This is a genomic window from Pseudarthrobacter sp. TE3704, from assembly GCF_056279405.1.
In genome coordinates this window covers 179,988-195,718 of record NZ_JBWCCJ010000008.1, presented here as the reverse complement: position 1 = coordinate 195,718, position 15,731 = coordinate 179,988, and the positions used below count along the sequence as shown (strand labels likewise).

The following is a 15,731-nucleotide window of genomic DNA, read 5'->3' as shown; positions in this document are numbered from 1 at the left end:
TCATCCGGCGTTATCCTTGCCGCGTCCGCCGTGGCCGTCATGGTGCATGGCATCCGCCACGACATCGCGCACCACGGGGTGCTCGAAGGTGGGTGCCGGGCCTGCGTGCTCCCGCCGCCGGATCAGGTGGAACAGCCGGTGGGCCAGAATCACCATTCCCACCCAGGCGAGGCCCAGCAGCCAGCCGGCCATAACGTCCGTCAGCCAGTGGTGGCCCAGGAACACCCTGCTCAGGCCCATGGCGATGATGAAGATGACCCCCGCCGTGATGGCGGTGATCCGCGCCCAGAGCATCTGGAACTGCAGGCACATGATGTAGAGCAGCACGCCGATCACCACGGTGGTGTTCAGGGTATGGCCGCTGGGGAAGGACGGCGAGTTCTCGTAGGGCGGTACCGCTTCCGTGTGGTCCGGGCGGGTCCTGCCCACGAGCCGCTTGCCCACCGTGGTGGCCGTGGTGGACACCAGAGCCGCACCTCCGACCAGGATGATGGGCCGCCACGTCCTGCTTAGGAAGGTCAGCCATGCCGTCAGGATGCTTGCCAGGATGGGCATGCCGATTCCGCCGCCCACATTCGTGAAGCCGGTGACAAAGGCGTCCGTTTCGGGGTTCCGCAGCGTCTGGAAGTATTCGAGGGCGGGAATATCAAGGCCCGCCAGCCCTTCCTCGTCCACAACGTCGGAATACACCTCCGTGCCCAGCGCGGCAAGGCTGACCACCAGGGCTCCGCCTATGATCAGCGTCAGCCACAGGGCGGCATACGGCTTGATCCACTGGTCCATGCGGTCTCGGACGGTGCTCATGTGTGCCTCCCGGCGGATGTTCGTCACGGGCTCTGGGTATCCTTCGAAACTATCATTGAGCCATGGTCTCCGCTGAAAAACACGACACGTGGATGGGGCTTGCCCTCGCGGAAGCCCGCCGTGCCCTTGCTACCGAGGATGTGCCGATCGGTGCCGTGGTGTTGGGGCCCGACGGCGCCGTACTGGGTTCCGGACGGAACCAGCGGGAGGAGCTTGGAGACCCCACCGCCCATGCCGAGGTGGTTGCCATCCGCCGGGCTGCGGAGCGGTTGCGGGAGCGCGCGCTGCTCGACGGCGGCCAGGCGGACGGCTGGCGGTTGTCCGACTGCACGCTGGTGGTCACCCTCGAACCGTGCGCCATGTGTGCCGGCGCCATTGTCCTGGCCCGGATTCCCCGGGTGGTTTTCGGGGCGTGGGATGAGAAGGCGGGAGCGGCGGGCTCTGTGTTCGACGTCCTGCGCGAGCGCCGCCTTAACCATTGGGTGGAGGTGTATCCAGGCGTACGGGAAGCGGAGTGTGCGGTGCTGCTGCGCGATTTCTTCGCCGGGCACCGGAGCCGGCTTTAGGATCTGTCAGACGGCCGGTGAAGGACAGACGCCGGTGAAGGTCAGGCGGCCATGCCGGATCCGCCAAAGAGTTGTTCCGCACGGCGGATGAGGTGTTCCGGGACGTCTGCGGCAGAGCCCCAGTTCCTGCCCCGGCCCAGGAAGACTGCGGTGCCGCGCGGCACCACCACGTCATCCACGCCGCACTCCTGCATCAATCGCGCGGCCCGGGCATTGACGGGATGGTTTGCATAGTGGCCTTCGGCGTTCAGATAGACGCACCAGTCGCCGCGGATGACGTCCTCCAGAACCCCGCACACCAGGCCCTCAAGGACCTCCGGGTTGTATTCCAGGCGCTCAACGCGGACAGCCTCGGCGTCGTCGTCCGGGATGATCAGTGCTCTGTACTTCGTGGTGTCCACCATGTTTGTCTCCACCAGGTTTAACACCAGAAAGCTACGTTGTGTTCCCCAATCGAGCGGGGCGGCTAAGGGGCGGACGCACCTTTTGGGCCGGGTGTGGCCAGGGCCTCCAGGACGATCTCCGCGGTCCGGTTCCAGTCCGGCAGGAGGGTCCGGGCTTCCATGGCGGCACGCCGCCATGCCCCACGGATGTCCGGGTCCCCAAGCCAGCCGCGCAGCACCCCAGCCAGCCTGGCCGGCCCCTCCCGGTCGCCCGGCACAAGGGGCACTGCCACTCCGGGAAGCCGGGGGCCGCCGTCGTCAGCTGTCAGCCCGGCAAGCCCCAACGCTTCCACCGCTCCCGTCCCCTGGCGCACTACCACCGGAAGGCCCCGGGCAAGAGACTCTGTAACCACCATTCCGAACGCCTCAGCCCGGGACGGCAGGAGGCTCAGGTTGGCAGCATCCCACTCCCGGTCCAATTCTTCGCCCACCAGCTCGCCGGTCAGCCGCACCCGCTCCTCCAGTCCGTTGGCGGCGATCGAGGCCCGCACCTGCCCCGCATACGCGGGGTCGGCCTGGTCGGATCCAACCAGCCCCGCCGTCCACTCAAGGTCCTGGATCCGGGATAACGCATCAATCGTCAGCAGCTGGTCCTTGTTGGGCAGGAGGGCCGCCACGGCAATCATGTGGGGTGGCCGGGAACCGGAAGCAACAGGTGCGGGATCCACACCGGGCAGTGCAACCCTGATGCCGTGAAGCCCGTGCCGCTGCGTCAACGTGGCCGCCGTGCTGCTGCTGGTGCTGATGAGGCCGGAAGCGGCGCGAAGAGCGCGCCCCTCCCGCTTCCATGCTGGCCCGCCGGGGCCATCGGGCACTGTCATGTGGAGCAGCACCCAGGTCTCGTGCCCTGCCTTGGCTGCAAACTCCATCTCGTCCGGGGCACCCACAGCCACCAACCCGTCCACGATGACCACCGCCGGCCCCCGTCCCGCCTCCGGTTCCCACGCCCCGAGAAGCGTCCCCAGCCGGCGTCGATCCTTCGCCGAGGCCTCGGGCCAGGATCCTTCCACCGCCAGCACCTCGACGTCGGCTCCCAATCCCTTCAGCCCTTCCACCATCCGGGCGTTGTAGGCGTTCCCGCCGGAATGATGGTGGATGTTGCCGGGGACCAGCAGGCGGATGGGTCGCATGGATCAGGCGGAAAGGTCCAGCGAGAAGGTGGCCCACGCGTCCGGGTTCTCGCGGAGGGTGACGTCGATTCCTTCAAGGTGGCGGCCGTCGTCGTGATCCTTGATCTTTTCGGCGACCGACTGGGCGATGTACTGGGCGAGCGCCTCAGTGGTGCTGAGCTTGCCGGCAAAGTCAGGATGTGCGTCCAGGTTGCGGTAGTTCAGCCCTGCCAGCACCTCCTCGATGACCGTGCCGGCGGCGCCGATGTCCAGGACGATGGCGTCATCATTGAGGGCACGACGGCGGAACGCCACTTCCGCGACGAAGGTTGCGCCGTGCAGGGCCTGGGCCGGCCCGAAGGCCTCCCGGGGCAGGCTGTGGGCGATCATGAAGTGGCGGCGGACGGTCAGGCTGAACATGGATTACCTCGTGGCTTGGGGGTCGATGGGCGGGGTGGGCTTTGCGGTGTCCTGGCTGTTTCAGGCGCCCTGCTGTTTCAGGCGTCCTGGCTGGTGTCCTGGCCGCCCTGGCTGCTGTCCTGCGGGTACTCGATGACGTGGCAGAGCGCCTCCAGGGTTCCGTGGGCCAGGCCCTGCACTACCTCCGGCAACTCGTCGAACGGGGACGAGCCGGTGAGGAAGGCGTCAAACACCGGATCGGCCAGCAGGGAGACGGCCAGGTCCAGGCGGTCTGCGTTGGTCCGGCGGTGGCGGCGGGCGCGAGCCACCACCCCTACCTGGCTTGCCCTGATGGAGAGGCGCCGCGCGTGGAAGTCCTCCCCCAGCGGCAGGGTGACCTCGCGGTTGGCGTACCAGGACATCTCGATCACGTCCCCTTCGTCGCCCGCCAGCTGCAGGCTGCGTTCCAGGCCCTCCTGTGAGGCGGAGCAGTGGAACACGATGTCGCAGTCGGCCAGGGCCTCATCGGGGTGGGCGAAATCAACGTCCAACGCATCCGCCAGCTGTTTCCTGCCGGGGTCCAGGTCCACGAGCTGCAGGCGGTCCAGGGGGAAGGTGCGCAGGAGCGTGGCCACCATGCCGCCCACCAGGCCTGCCCCTACCACTGCAACCCGGTCCCCCAGCCGAGGTCCGGCTTCCCAGAGCGCGTTGATTGCGGTTTCCACCGTTCCCGTGAGGACGGCGCGCCGGGCGGGGACGCCGTCGGGAATTCTTGTCAGGTCGGCAACCGGGACGATGTAGCGGTCCTGGTGCGGGTTCAGGCAGAACACGCGCTGGCCCTTCCAGCCCTCCGGCCCGTCCTCAACCACTCCTACCGACAGGTATCCGAATTTCACCGGCCCGGGGAACTGCCCCTCCTGGTGCGGAGCCCGCATTTCCTTGGCGACCCGTGGCGGGACAGCACCGTGGTGGACCACCATTTCGGTGCCCTTGCTGATGCCGGAATAGAGGGCGCGGACGAGGGCCTCGCCGGGGCCGGGGGCCGGCAGTTCCTCGGACCGGAGCTCGCCGTGTTCACGTTCGGTGGTCCAGTAGGCGATGGCGTGGACGGGATTCTGCGCGTTAGTCATTGTGCTGATGAATCTAGCTGGACGGATGGGTGCGGGGAAAGTCTGACACCAACGGCGTGCCTCTTCTCAGAAGTTGTGTCCGGTGCAGCCCAGGGAACGCCCGCCCGCGGCAGAACCGTTAGGCAGAGCCGGCCGCTAGGCAGAGCCGGCCGCTAGGCAGAGCTGGCCGCTAGACAGAGAGTCGTTCCAGTATCGCCTCCTCGAAAAGGCTCCTCTCCCCGGGCAGGCACCCTCGAGGCAAGTGTGGTGGTTCCCAGTCCTGGTGTTCGCTTTTGTAGCGGCGGCCTGTTGGTGAGATCCAGCTGGGTGGTTCGTTTTTGGTGGCCGGGGTGGGTGTCCAGCCGCTGGTGTGCCTGAGGCGGTGGTGTTTGCGGCAGGGCTGACCCAGGTTACTGATCCCGGTGGTCCCACCCTCGTGCCAGGCGAGAATGTGGTCTGCTTCATTGTCCAGCGAGTTGTTGCTACAGCGCGTGAAAGGGCACTTCCCGTCCCGCAAGCGCAGCCACCGCCGGATGGCCTTCGTAACCCGGTAGCTGGTGCGGCCGATCTCCAGCGGCGCCCCGTCCCGCGGATCCACCAGCACCCGGTAAAACGAGCCAGCCCCGTCCGCCACCAGCTTCCGCGCCATCGACGCAGGGATCGGGCCGTGGCCATCGAGCATGGCCGGTTCATCCGTCAGACCCATGAGCGAGAACACGGGCACCGTAACCAGGACCTCCGCGTGCGGAGTGCGGACATCGGCCGCCGTACCGCCGGAATCCTGCACGTTCTGCCCGTTATGCCCGTCCTGTCCGTTGCTGAGGACGGCGGCGGCGAAGATGTCGGCGCAGAGCTGGGTCAGGGTCCGGGACTCGTCCGGGCCCTGCAATCCCCGGGCCAGCGCCCTGGTCCGGTTCCACATCGCCGACGCCGTGTCCGCCGGGAGGTAGGCGTGGAACCAGGCCATCCCGTCCACGTCCGGACGGTGCTCCACCCGCCGCTCCGCAACACTCCGGGCATGGCGCTTTTCAAGGGATTCGGGATGGTGGCGTTCGCGCCAGGTCCGGGCCTTGTGCCGGAACCGGTGCGGCACCAACTCCCCCGGCGCCGCACACCCGCGGGCCGGGTTCGGTGCGTCCGGGCCCAGGAAATGCGCCTCCAGCGCGGCGGCCCCGGCCCGATCCAGCGTGGCCGTTTCCTCAACCACCGCCTTCGCGTGCGCCCACGACAAGCTTCCGTCCTGCAACCCCGCCAAGGTCAACGGCAAAACATTCGCCAGCACCTGCGACTGCTCCAGCAGCACACCGGCAGCCCTCGCACCAATGGTCAACACACCCGCAACCTCGGCGGCCACCGCCATCTCCTGCGCCTGCGCTGATACAGCGGCAGGCGTCACCGCCCGGTCGCTCTCCGCATAGGCCGCCACAGCCTGGACCTTCAACCCCGCCAGCCGCGCCTCACACCCCGCAACACCGGCAAGGATGTCCAGGCACCCATCCGCCAAACCACGCAACGGATCAGCCACCGAAAACGGCTCCACACCCGCCCCAGCCACCTCAGCAGCCAGCACAGCAAGAGCGCCATCGATATCCGCAAATGCCCTCACCACCGCTGCGCTTCCCATAAAAACATCATCCCGCGAGGGTCTGACAATGCGAGCGGCCACAGGGCCTCATCAGCCTGACCGCCCGTTTTGGGGATGTGCGCCTCGCTCCGGTACCCTATTGAGGTTGGTGACGTGTCCGAGCGGCCGAAGGTGCAACACTCGAAATGTTGTTTGGTGTAAAAGCCAACGTGGGTTCAAATCCCACCGTCACCGCCAATGAGAAGGTCCGTTTCCCTGACACCAGGGAAACGGGCCTTTTGCTTTGTCCCGGAGGGGTTGATGGGTTCCAAGCCCCGGCGTAAAGTCCACGACGTCACGGGAGCGAGGAGCAGGCCATGGGGCAACTGATCATTCAGGACTTCGTCAGCGCCGACGGTTTCGCCACAGACGCCAATAATAAGTTCACCTTCTATGAATATCTGGACGGGGGCACCGCTGAGTTCGACCGAAGCCAGCTGGAGTGGCTAAAGACAGTGGACACGATGGTCCTCGGGGCAAACACCTACCGGGAGTTCGCTGAGTACTGGCCCACCCCGGCCTCCAAGGACGAGATCATCGCCCCGTCGCTGAACGGACTCCGGCGCGTCGTTTTCTCCCGCCACCTGGCAAAGGCGCCATGGGGAGATATGGCGGAGGCCGCCGTCGAATCCGGCGACGCCATCGAAGCGATCAGGCGGATCAAGGGCGAGACCGACGGCGATATTGTCGTCTGGGGCAGCCTCACCCTGGCAGAAATTTTCCTGGCCGCGGGCGTCGTGGACTCGGTGCGGCTCGTGGTGATGCCGATTGCGATCGGCGCGGGCCGGAGTGTTTTTCCGTCCGGGCAGGACCCGAACGTGCTGAAGCTTCAGAGCGCAACAATGTATGACCAGGGTTTGGTCGAGCTGGTATATGGAATGCGGGCGATGAACGAATAGCTCACCCAGGAAGCGGCTGGCCTAGAGACGAGCATCGAAGGGTTTAGTCACCGCCCATCTACGACGAACGGCCCAACCGGACCGCAGCAAGTGTCGTTTCGGGGGCGCACAACGACACTTGCTGCGACTGGATTGGGCAAGGGGTTGCCGGAGCGGGTTTGCCTAAAGGTGGACCGCCGGCGCGGCGGAGGAAGCAGCGCCGCTGAACGTCTTCCGGCTGATGTCGATCAGCAGCAGGGCGATCGGTGCGGCCAAAATGGCCAGGCCTGCCGCCCAAAGGAACACAGCGGAGTAGCCGGCCGACAGGGCCGCCAGCTGTGTGCCCCCTGCCGCGGCCGTTACCGCCGCGGCGATGGTGCTGAAAAGGGCAATCCCCAGGGAGCCGCCAATCTGCTGGGACGCGTTGACAAGGGCACTTGCCACGCCCGCGTCGTCCTTGTTCACCCCAAAGAGCGCAAGGTTCTGCATGGGAACGAAGACCATGCCCAGGCCGATACCCAGGAGGATCAGTGCGGGCAACATGGTGACCGCGTAGCTGCCGTCAGCTGTGACCTGCGTCAGCCACAGCATGGCTGCCGCCATGAATACCGGGCCCACGGCAGAGGGGATTTTCGCTCCCAGCACCGGAAGGTTCCGCGCAACGATGCCTGCGGTGACGATCAGCACCACCGTCATGGGGAGCGATGCGATGCCGGCGAGGAACGGGGCGAACCCCAGCACGATCTGGATGTAGTAGTTGATGAACAGGATGCCGCCGATGAGGACAGCGCCGGCCAGGAAAGAGGCACAGAACGCCGCGGCCCGGTTGCGTTCCGTTGCCACGCGGAGGGGCAGCAGGGGGTGCTGCACCTTCTTTTCGACGACGACGAAAAGCACCATCAGCACCACACCGGCCAGGATGAAGCCCCACGCCTCCGGCGCACCCCAGCCATGCTCGGCGTTGGTGAAGCCAAACACGAGGGAGCCCAGGCCAAGCGCGGCCAGGACAACGCCCGGCCAGTCATATTTGGTGGAGCCCCCTGCCCTGCTCTCGCTGCCCCGCCGCCCGACACCCAGCAGGGCAACCACCGCAATGGGGACGTTGATGAAGAAGCACCAGCGCCAGGAGACATAGTCCGTCAGGAACCCGCCCAGCAGGACGCCCACGGCTGCCCCCACACCACTGATGGAACCGAAAATGGCAAAGGCGGTGCCGCGCTCCTTCCCGCCCGGGAAGGAAACGGTCAACAGTGCCAAGGCCGCAGGTGCCAAAAGTGCCGCGAACAGCCCTTGCAAGGCCCGCGCTCCGATCAGCTCCCACGGCTGCTGGGCGATTCCGCCCAGGAGGGACGCTGCGGCGAACCCGGCCGCTGCCAGGATGAAGGTGCGCTTCCGCCCCCAGAAGTCCGCGATGCGACCGCCCAGCAGCAGGAACGCTCCCAGCGCGAGTGCGTATGCAGTCACCACCCACGATCGGGTGGAATCGCTGATGCCCATTTCCACCTGGAGGCGGGGCAACGCCAGGTTAACGATGGTGCCGTCCAGGACCACCATGAACTGGGCAAGCGCCAGGAAAACCAGCGCCCACCACTTCCCTTTTTCTTTGCTCCGAGGCTGAACCTCAGCCGCTGCCAACTGTGTAGCCACGTACGTCTCCATCTTCTTTTGCAAATACTTATATAAGTATAAGTGTTGCCGGGTGAAGCGGTAAGCGGATCCGGTGTTATTCCGGTTACTCCGGCTCGGCCAGCAGGGACGCCAGGCGCTCCAGTACGGGGGCTGCGGCCATGAGCTGCTCACGCTCCTCGGGCAGCAGCCTGCTGCTGGCCGCGGCGAGGGTATTGGCCCAGGCGCCCTCCAGGAGAGCCTTGATCCGGACGGCTTCAGGCGTGGGATGCAGGGCAACGTATCTCTTGTCCGAGGCATCGCGCGTCCGGGTGACCAGCCCGAGTGCCACCAGTTCGCGCAGTTGCGCGCTGACGTTGCTTAACTGCCGGCCCAGGCGGGCGGCGACGTCCGCCACCGTGATTCCGGGGTGCCGTTCAATGACGCGGATGACGTCAAGCACCCCACTGGACAAGGGCAGCACCCCGGTTCCCTCGTGGGATTTCCGCCGTACCTCAAAGGAGATGTCGAGGACCGCCACCGCCAGTGGCCGGTGGTCCGGCAGGGCTGCTTCTTCGTGAGGGGGCGTGGACTGGCGCATCCTCCAAGCATAGGAGAGCCCGGCGCGAACCTTTCCAGGAGGGCTTACCAGCCCCCGCGCACAGCAAAGCGGCCGACGGCGGGAAGCACCCGCCGTCGGCCGCTGGCCTTCCGGGCCTGCTGCTTAGGCCTTTGCCAGGACCGCGTGGGCCGGCGCCTGGCCGGGAACCTCGGCCGGAACCCCCGGCTCGCCGCGGCCGTACAGCCAGTCGTTGTACTGGAAGTTGTTGTCGCCCCGGCTCTTGAACAGCATGTTCCGCAGCACCCGGGCCACACCGTCCACGTGCCAGGACTCGCCCCAGATCCGCGCAGTCCGCTGGACCCGGGCAGTCCTGGCGGCCCGGGCCTCGTTGAAGTCGCGGAAGGCAGTCTCCCACGCACTTGCGTCAATGCCGTCGGCGGTGAAGACGCTGCCACGGGTGGCGTCCTGCAGGACGGCTGCATCCTCGAGCGCCTGGCACGCACCCTGCGCCAGGTACTGGAGCATCGGGTGCGCCGCGTCCCCGATGAGTGCCATCCGGCCGGCAACCCAGTTTTCGATCGGATCCCGGTCATACATCGGCCAGCGGATGCCGGTGGCCAGGTTCTTCAGGGCTTCCTGCACGGCGGGCACGCAGCCCGCGTAGGCGGCCTCAAGCTCGTCAACGCCCCCGTACTGTTCTTCACCCCGTTCAAAGGAGGCGGACTTGAAGACCGCCACGGTGTTCAGCAGCTCGCCCTTGCGCAGCGGGTACTGGACAAGATGGCAGTTCGGCCCCAGGTAGACAATGACGTCCTCGAGGTCCGCGGCGGGCGTCTCGGGCGTGATGGGCACGGTTCCGCGGTAGGCAACGTAGGCCGATGAGACGGGACCGTCACTGGCCACGGTGCCACGGAGGGTGGACTTCAGGCCGTCTGCTGCCAGGACGGCGTCGGCCTCGTACACGGTGCCGGCGGCGGTGTAGGCCCGGGCCTTGCCGCCGTCCGTCTCCACTTTCTGGACCAGGACGTCGTTGACCAGGGTGACGCCGGCTGCCTGGCAGGCCTCGAGCAGGATCCGGTGCAGGTCGCTGCGGTGGATCACCACGTAGGGGGCGCCGTAACGCTCCTCGAATTCGCCGCCGAGGGTCTGGCGGGTCAGTTCCTCGCCGGTGACGGCGTCGCGGAACACCAGGTGCTTGGGCTGCACACCGATCTCCAAGGCCTTTTCCAGCAGGCCCCAGCGCTTGAGCACCCGGGAGGCGTTGGGTGCCATCTGGAGTCCGGCGCCCACTTCGCCGAAGGCGGGAGCCACCTCCACCAGGGTGACGTCGGCGCCGTTCTCCTTCAGTGCGAGCGCCCCGGCAAGCCCGGCCATGCCGCCGCCCACTACCAGGACATCGGTGGACGCTTTGATGTTGGTCATTGTGAAACTCCTACTGCTTTAGTGGTCGATGCGATTTTGGTGCCGATGATTCCGAGCAGTACGGCTGCTGCGGCGGCTGCCCCGGCAAATGCCAGGAAGTTCGAGTTGACGCCCAGGCCCGCTGCGAGCAGCAGCCCGCCCACCTGCGGGGCGGCCACGGCGCCGATCCGGCCGACGCCGAGTGCCCAGCCAAGTGCCGTGCCCCGCAGGTGCGCCGGATAGTGGCTGGCCACCGCGGCGATGATGAGGCATTGGGTGCCGTGCGTCCCCACCCCGGCGAGCACCAGCATGAGATAGACGACGGCGACCGGCGGCCCCGTGACCAGGACCAGCAGTCCGGCGGCGGCGACGGCGGCCGCCGCGATGGCCGTGGGTATGGGTCCGAAGCGGGTGCCCGCCCAGGCGGTGATCACCGAACCGGCCACCGCTCCGAGGTTCAGCGCCAGCGCGAACGTCAGGGCGGAGCCCAGGTTGTAGCCCGCAAGCTGCATGAGGTTGGGCAACCAGGTCCCCAGCCCGTACCAGGCGAACAGCGTCACGAGCGTCGCGATGGCATACAGCACGCTCATGCCGATGAACGGTGCGCGGAGCAGGGATCCAAAGCCCACGGGCTCCTTGCCGGCGCCATTCCCGGCGGTTCCGGTTTCCCCGGTTACGCCAGTTGCACCGGGCGGCAGTGTCTCCGGCAGGTAGCGCAGGCCCAGTGGAATGACCACTACCAGCGCGAGGACGGCCACCAGGAACATGATGGGCCAGCCGAAGGCCGGGATGAGCGGGATGCCCACCAGGGCCGCGATGGACCCGCCGATGGGAACACCGGACATCATGAGGGTGGCGATGGTGGACCGCCACTTGACCGGCACCAGCTCAGCCACCAGCGCGTTGGCGGAAGGCACCAGGCCGCCCAGCCCTATTCCGGCGAGCAGCCGCAGGCCGCCGAACACCGGAGCGTTCGGGGCGAAGGCGCACAGGATGGTGAACACGGAGAAAACCACGGCGCACCCGAGGATGGTCCGCCGTCGGCCCCAGCTGTCGGACATCCGGCCGGCGAAGATTGCACCGATCATCATGCCGATAAAGGCCATGGACCCGACGGTCCCTGCCGTGGCTTTGGTCAGGCCCCAGTCGGTGTCGTTGATCAGGGATCCCTGCACTGTCCCGTAGACGATGAGGTCGTAGCCGTCGAAAACGACCAACAGCCAGCAGACCAGGACGGCCATGACAGAACGCCTGGGAAACGCGGCTGGTCCTGACTCTGGATTCCCGGAGCCTGCAGTCCCGGGACCCGTGCCGGCGGGTATGGTGCCCGCAGATGGGCGCTGCGGCACTGCAGCGGAAGGTGTGTGATTCATCCCACTACTGTGCTGGCCGCTCCCCTGCACCGCCTATAAGATTCTGGCATGCAGAATCTTCCGGCCCGCCGGATGCCCACGTACCCCATCGAGGCCGTGGACAACGCCCTGCAGCTCCTCCAGCTCCTGCGCGACGTCGGCAGCCTTCGACTCAAGGACGCCGCCGAAGAACTGGGAGTGGCGCCGTCCACCGCCCACCGGCTGCTGGCCATGCTGGTGTACCGGGGGTTTGCGGTGCAGGACGAAACGCGGCGTTACGTTCCCGGTCCTGCGATGGGTGCAGGTCCGGCGGGCGTCAACTGGACCCGGCCTTTGCGTGAACTGGCGCGGCCGCACATGGAGCTGCTCAGCTCTCGGACCAGCGAAACCGTGAACCTGATGATCAGGGTGGGAACGAAAGTGCGTTTCCTGGACACCGTGGAAGGCACCAACGCGCTGCGGGTGGGCGACCGCCAGGGAACAGTTATGCCGGCCAACAAGGCCTCGGGCGGGAAGGCGATGCTGGCCGAACTGGATCCGGCAATGCTCGAACAGCTGTTCCGCAGCCCCAATGCGGAGATCGGCGGCGACAACATTCCGGATGACGAATATCCCGGCTTCCTGCGCGAACTGGAAACCATCCGCAGCAACGGGTTCGCGGCGAACTTCGAAGGCACCGAGGAAGGGATCAGCGCATTCGGTGTGGCCCTCCATAACGGCCGGGGCAACGTAGTGGGCGCCATCAGCGTCGCAACCCCGGTGGCCAGGTTCCGCCGCCTGTTCGATGCCGGCCTCGTTGCGGTGATGATGGAAACCCGGAGGCAGCTGGAAATCGACATCGCGGCCAATCCGGTGGACCCCGCCGCCCGCACCTAGGCCAATCCCGCTCCCCCAATAATTCTGTACACCAGAATTAGATGGGGATCACACTCCACTCTCCTTAGTGTCGAATGCACGCCGCAATCAGTCCGCATGCAAGGAGAAGGCCATCGTGTCCATCAGCGCTGAAAACCACACGCACGAGTCCGTAGCCCAGGGGATGTCCCTTCCGGATCCCACTCCCGAAGAGACTGCCCAGCTTGAGCAGCTCTACCGTGACTTTGACCGGGAAAACCTGATCCCGTTGTGGACCGAGATCGCGGACCTGATGCCCATGGTCCCGTCGCCCAAGGCGGTGCCGCATGTGTGGCGGTGGAGCGACCTGTATCCGCTTGCAGCCCGCGCCGGCGACCTGGTTCCGGTGGGCCGCGGCGGGGAACGCCGGGCCATTGCCCTGGCCAACCCGGGCCTGGGCAACACCCCCTACGCAACCCCCACGCTGTGGGCCGCCATCCAATACCTGGGCGCCCACGAGACCGCCCCCGAGCACCGCCACTCGCAGAACGCCTTCCGGTTCGTCGTCGAGGGCGAAGGCGTGTGGACCGTGGTGAACGGGGACCCTGTGGCCATGCGCCGCGGGGACTTCCTGCTGACGCCGGGCTGGAACTTCCACGGCCACCACAACGACACGGACCAGCCCATGGCTTGGATCGACGGCCTGGACATCCCCTTCGTGCACTACACGGACGCCGGGTTCTTCGAGTTCGGCACCGAGCGGGTCACCGACGAAGCCACCCCGGACATCTCCCGCTCCGAACGCCTCTGGGCCCACCCCGGCCTGCGCCCGCTCTCCGGCCTGGATGACACCACCAACTCCCCCATCGCCGCCTACCGGTGGGAGCACACGGACGCCGCGCTCCGTGAACAGCTCCTGCTGGAGGACGAGGGCCACCCCGCCACCGTGTCCCAGGGCCACGCCGCCGTCCGCTTCACCAACCCGACCACCGGCGGGGACGTGATGCCCACCATCCGCGCCGAGTTCCACCGCCTGCGCGCCGGTGCCGCCACCGAACCCCTCCGCGAGGTGGGGTCCAGCGTCTGGCAGGTCTTCGAAGGCACCGGCACCGTGGTGCTCAACGGCGAACCGAAAAACCTGGCCAAGGGCGACCTGTTCGTCGTCCCCTCCTGGCAGGAATGGTCCCTGCAGGCCGGCACCGAATTCGACCTCTTCCGCTTCAGCGACGCCCCCATCTTTGAACGCCTGAACTTCAACCGCACCTACATCGAAGGACGCACCAAGTAATGAGACTCCTCACCCTCCGCACTTCCGAAGGCACGACGGCGGTCCGCCAGGACGGCGACACCCTCACCGAAATTTCCGGGTTCGGCGACGTCGGCGCCCTGCTGCAGGACCCCGCCTGGGAAAGCACGGCGAAGGCCGCCAGCGGCGCAAGGCACGCCCTCGACGGCGCCGACCTCGCCGCCGTCGTGCCCTCCCCCGGGAAGATCATCTGCGTGGGCCACAACTACCGCAACCACATCAAGGAAATGGGCCGCGAAGTCCCCGAATACCCCACCCTGTTCGCCAAGTACGCCGAATCCCTGATCGGGCCCAACGACGACCTCGCCCTGCCGCAGGAATCAGACACCGTGGACTGGGAAGCCGAACTCGCCGTCGTCATCGGCAAGCAGGGCCGCCGGATCAGCGAAGCCGACGCCGCGGACCACATCGCCGGCTACGCCGTCCTGAACGACATCAGCATGCGTGACTACCAGTTCCGCACCATCCAGTGGCTGCAGGGCAAAACCTGGGAGAAGTCCGCCCCGTTCGGCCCCGCCCTGGTCACCAAGGACGAATTCACCCCAGGCCCGCTCATGACCTCCGCCGTGGACGGCGACTTCCAGCAGTCCACCCCCACCTCGGACCTGGTGTTCACCCCCGAATTCCTGGTGTCCTACATCTCCACCATCATCACGCTGAACCCCGGCGACGTCATCGCCACCGGCACCCCCGGCGGCGTTGGCCACGCCCAGGACCCCAAGCGCTACCTGCAGGAAGGGCAGGTCCTGGTCACCACCATCGAGGGCCTGGGCCAGCTGACCAACCGCGTGGTCAAGGAAGCCTGATGGCAGCACGCCACGACCAGACGAAGGACCCGGCGCTCCTGGACGCACTGCTCCAGGCGCACCGGGGCACCGCGTTCTTCGCCCGCAAGCTCAACGAGCTTTCCGACGCGGACCTCGACGGCGCATCGCTGCTGCCGGGCTGGACCCGCCGGCGCGTCGTGGCACATGTGGGCTACAACGCGCGGGCCATCGCCAGGCTGACTGAGTGGGCGGCCACCGGGGTGGAGACTCAAATGTATGCCTCCCCGGAGGCCCGGAACCACGAGATCGATTTTGGCTCCACACTCAGCCCCATCGCGCTGCGGAACCTCTTCGACCACTCCGCCATCCACCTGAACGTTGAATGGCGCGACCTGCCCGCCGACGCCTGGCACCACAAGGTCAAAACAGCCCAGGGAAGGGTTGTTCCTGCCGAGGAAACCGTCTGGATGCGCACCCGCGAAGTCTGGCTCCACGCCGTCGACCTGGACAACGGCGCCTCCTTCGCCGAGATCCCGGACCCCGTCCTGGCACGGATCCTCAAGGACGTCACCGGAGCCTGGGCCACCCGCGGCACGGACCAAGGCCTGAGGGTGGAGGTCACCGGGCAGCCCACCGCTATGGTGTTCGGCGATGCCGCATCCGCCTCGCCCCTGGTGGTCTCCGGCACCCTCTCCGCCATCGCACAGTGGGCCACCGGCCGTGGCACAGCCGGGACCTCCGCTTGGCACAACGGCGGACCGGTCACACCGGTGCCCGCGGCACCTGCTTGGATATGAGCTGCGTGCACTGACCTGCATGCTCTGACATGCGCTTTTTCAACCCCAGGTACGGAACCCGGTTCCTCGGAACGCCGACCAAAGAACGGCCGCCCGAGTTGGACCGGGTTCCATACCTAAGGCCCTCCGCGCTGGATACCATGAGGTGACCGGACAGAGCCGTCCGGCCGGATCG

The 15,731-nt window shown here is 66.9% G+C and carries 16 protein-coding genes and 1 tRNA gene; 7 read left to right on the top strand and 10 right to left on the bottom strand.

Annotated elements, in window-relative coordinates; genetic code table 11:
- Complete coding sequence (locus ACZ9BC_RS19770) at positions 1-804, bottom strand: phosphatase PAP2 family protein (protein WP_476247416.1); 804 nt, start codon at positions 802-804, stop codon at positions 1-3.
- Positions 805-866: 62 nt separating this feature from the next.
- Here ACZ9BC_RS19770 and ACZ9BC_RS19765 point away from each other — a divergent pair, with 62 nt between their 5' ends.
- On the top strand, positions 867-1,370 hold the full coding sequence (locus ACZ9BC_RS19765; RefSeq protein WP_476247415.1) for a nucleoside deaminase: 504 nt from the start codon (positions 867-869) through the stop codon (positions 1,368-1,370).
- A gap of 41 nt (positions 1,371-1,411) precedes the next feature.
- Here the strand turns inward: ACZ9BC_RS19765 and ACZ9BC_RS19760 are convergent, their stop codons facing one another.
- From ACZ9BC_RS19760 to ACZ9BC_RS19740, 5 genes are all read right to left on the bottom strand, one after another.
- Entirely contained in the window at positions 1,412-1,774 is a 363-nt protein-coding gene (locus ACZ9BC_RS19760) for a DUF3846 domain-containing protein (protein ID WP_476247414.1), read from the bottom strand.
- Positions 1,775-1,836: 62 nt separating this feature from the next.
- Positions 1,837-2,943 carry a glycosyltransferase family 4 protein gene (locus tag ACZ9BC_RS19755; RefSeq protein ID WP_476247413.1) on the bottom strand — a complete coding sequence of 369 codons (1,107 nt, stop codon included), beginning with the start codon at positions 2,941-2,943 and terminating at the stop codon, positions 1,837-1,839.
- A 3-nt stretch (positions 2,944-2,946) separates the two neighbouring features.
- Complete coding sequence (locus ACZ9BC_RS19750; RefSeq protein WP_476247412.1) at positions 2,947-3,342, bottom strand: 6-pyruvoyl trahydropterin synthase family protein; 396 nt, start codon at positions 3,340-3,342, stop codon at positions 2,947-2,949.
- 77 nt (positions 3,343-3,419) lie between these two features.
- Complete coding sequence (locus ACZ9BC_RS19745; RefSeq protein WP_476247411.1) at positions 3,420-4,451, bottom strand: zinc-dependent alcohol dehydrogenase; 1,032 nt, start codon at positions 4,449-4,451, stop codon at positions 3,420-3,422.
- Between the two features lie 169 nt (positions 4,452-4,620).
- Complete coding sequence (locus ACZ9BC_RS19740) at positions 4,621-6,054, bottom strand: HNH endonuclease signature motif containing protein (protein ID WP_476247410.1); 1,434 nt, start codon at positions 6,052-6,054, stop codon at positions 4,621-4,623.
- Between the two features lie 108 nt (positions 6,055-6,162).
- On the opposite strand from ACZ9BC_RS19740, the gene ACZ9BC_RS19735 reads away from it, so the two are divergent.
- Both ACZ9BC_RS19735 and ACZ9BC_RS19730 read left to right on the top strand, forming a co-directional pair.
- A tRNA-Ser gene (locus tag ACZ9BC_RS19735) sits at positions 6,163-6,252 on the top strand.
- A 119-nt stretch (positions 6,253-6,371) separates the two neighbouring features.
- Complete coding sequence (locus tag ACZ9BC_RS19730; RefSeq protein ID WP_476247409.1) at positions 6,372-6,953, top strand: dihydrofolate reductase family protein; 582 nt, start codon at positions 6,372-6,374, stop codon at positions 6,951-6,953.
- A 162-nt stretch (positions 6,954-7,115) separates the two neighbouring features.
- Here the strand turns inward: ACZ9BC_RS19730 and ACZ9BC_RS19725 are convergent, their stop codons facing one another.
- From ACZ9BC_RS19725 to ACZ9BC_RS19710, 4 genes are all read right to left on the bottom strand, one after another.
- The gene (locus tag ACZ9BC_RS19725) at positions 7,116-8,579 is read right to left on the bottom strand and encodes an MFS transporter (protein WP_476247408.1); all 1,464 of its coding nucleotides are present in this window, start codon (positions 8,577-8,579) and stop codon (positions 7,116-7,118) included.
- Positions 8,580-8,664: 85 nt separating this feature from the next.
- Entirely contained in the window at positions 8,665-9,138 is a 474-nt protein-coding gene (locus ACZ9BC_RS19720; RefSeq protein WP_476247407.1) for a MarR family winged helix-turn-helix transcriptional regulator, read from the bottom strand.
- A gap of 123 nt (positions 9,139-9,261) precedes the next feature.
- Complete coding sequence (locus ACZ9BC_RS19715; RefSeq protein ID WP_476247406.1) at positions 9,262-10,521, bottom strand: FAD-dependent oxidoreductase; 1,260 nt, start codon at positions 10,519-10,521, stop codon at positions 9,262-9,264.
- Positions 10,518-11,741: an MFS transporter gene (locus tag ACZ9BC_RS19710; RefSeq protein ID WP_476247405.1), complete on the bottom strand. Its 1,224-nt coding sequence runs from the start codon at positions 11,739-11,741 to the stop codon at positions 10,518-10,520. The genes ACZ9BC_RS19715 and ACZ9BC_RS19710 overlap by 4 nt, the downstream gene beginning before the upstream one ends.
- 180 nt (positions 11,742-11,921) lie before the next feature.
- Here ACZ9BC_RS19710 and ACZ9BC_RS19705 point away from each other — a divergent pair, with 180 nt between their 5' ends.
- The 4 genes from ACZ9BC_RS19705 to ACZ9BC_RS19690 all read left to right on the top strand — a co-directional run bounded on the left by ACZ9BC_RS19705 (position 11,922) and on the right by ACZ9BC_RS19690 (position 15,556).
- Positions 11,922-12,728, top strand: coding sequence for an IclR family transcriptional regulator (locus ACZ9BC_RS19705; RefSeq protein ID WP_476247404.1), 807 nt, complete (start codon positions 11,922-11,924; stop codon positions 12,726-12,728).
- A gap of 115 nt (positions 12,729-12,843) precedes the next feature.
- Entirely contained in the window at positions 12,844-13,974 is a 1,131-nt protein-coding gene (locus ACZ9BC_RS19700; RefSeq protein WP_476247403.1) for a cupin domain-containing protein, read from the top strand.
- The gene (locus tag ACZ9BC_RS19695) at positions 13,974-14,798 is read left to right on the top strand and encodes a fumarylacetoacetate hydrolase family protein (protein ID WP_476247402.1); all 825 of its coding nucleotides are present in this window, start codon (positions 13,974-13,976) and stop codon (positions 14,796-14,798) included. The genes ACZ9BC_RS19700 and ACZ9BC_RS19695 overlap by 1 nt, the downstream gene beginning before the upstream one ends.
- The gene (locus ACZ9BC_RS19690) at positions 14,798-15,556 is read left to right on the top strand and encodes a maleylpyruvate isomerase family mycothiol-dependent enzyme (protein ID WP_476247401.1); all 759 of its coding nucleotides are present in this window, start codon (positions 14,798-14,800) and stop codon (positions 15,554-15,556) included. The genes ACZ9BC_RS19695 and ACZ9BC_RS19690 overlap by 1 nt, the downstream gene beginning before the upstream one ends.
- Positions 15,557-15,731 lie beyond the last annotated feature (175 nt).

Coding starts and splice junctions, on each gene's coding strand:
- ACZ9BC_RS19770 (WP_476247416.1), bottom strand. CDS start 804: ATGAGCACCGTCCGAGACCGCATGGACCAGTGGATCAAGCCGTATGCC.
- ACZ9BC_RS19765 (WP_476247415.1), top strand. CDS start 867: ATGGTCTCCGCTGAAAAACACGACACGTGGATGGGGCTTGCCCTCGCG.
- ACZ9BC_RS19760 (WP_476247414.1), bottom strand. CDS start 1,774: ATGGTGGACACCACGAAGTACAGAGCACTGATCATCCCGGACGACGAC.
- ACZ9BC_RS19755 (WP_476247413.1), bottom strand. CDS start 2,943: ATGCGACCCATCCGCCTGCTGGTCCCCGGCAACATCCACCATCATTCC.
- ACZ9BC_RS19750 (WP_476247412.1), bottom strand. CDS start 3,342: ATGTTCAGCCTGACCGTCCGCCGCCACTTCATGATCGCCCACAGCCTG.
- ACZ9BC_RS19745 (WP_476247411.1), bottom strand. CDS start 4,451: ATGACTAACGCGCAGAATCCCGTCCACGCCATCGCCTACTGGACCACC.
- ACZ9BC_RS19740 (WP_476247410.1), bottom strand. CDS start 6,054: ATGGGAAGCGCAGCGGTGGTGAGGGCATTTGCGGATATCGATGGCGCT.
- ACZ9BC_RS19730 (WP_476247409.1), top strand. CDS start 6,372: ATGGGGCAACTGATCATTCAGGACTTCGTCAGCGCCGACGGTTTCGCC.
- ACZ9BC_RS19720 (WP_476247407.1), bottom strand. CDS start 9,138: ATGCGCCAGTCCACGCCCCCTCACGAAGAAGCAGCCCTGCCGGACCAC.
- ACZ9BC_RS19715 (WP_476247406.1), bottom strand. CDS start 10,521: ATGACCAACATCAAAGCGTCCACCGATGTCCTGGTAGTGGGCGGCGGC.
- ACZ9BC_RS19710 (WP_476247405.1), bottom strand. CDS start 11,741: ATGGCCGTCCTGGTCTGCTGGCTGTTGGTCGTTTTCGACGGCTACGAC.
- ACZ9BC_RS19705 (WP_476247404.1), top strand. CDS start 11,922: ATGCAGAATCTTCCGGCCCGCCGGATGCCCACGTACCCCATCGAGGCC.
- ACZ9BC_RS19695 (WP_476247402.1), top strand. CDS start 13,974: ATGAGACTCCTCACCCTCCGCACTTCCGAAGGCACGACGGCGGTCCGC.
- ACZ9BC_RS19690 (WP_476247401.1), top strand. CDS start 14,798: ATGGCAGCACGCCACGACCAGACGAAGGACCCGGCGCTCCTGGACGCA.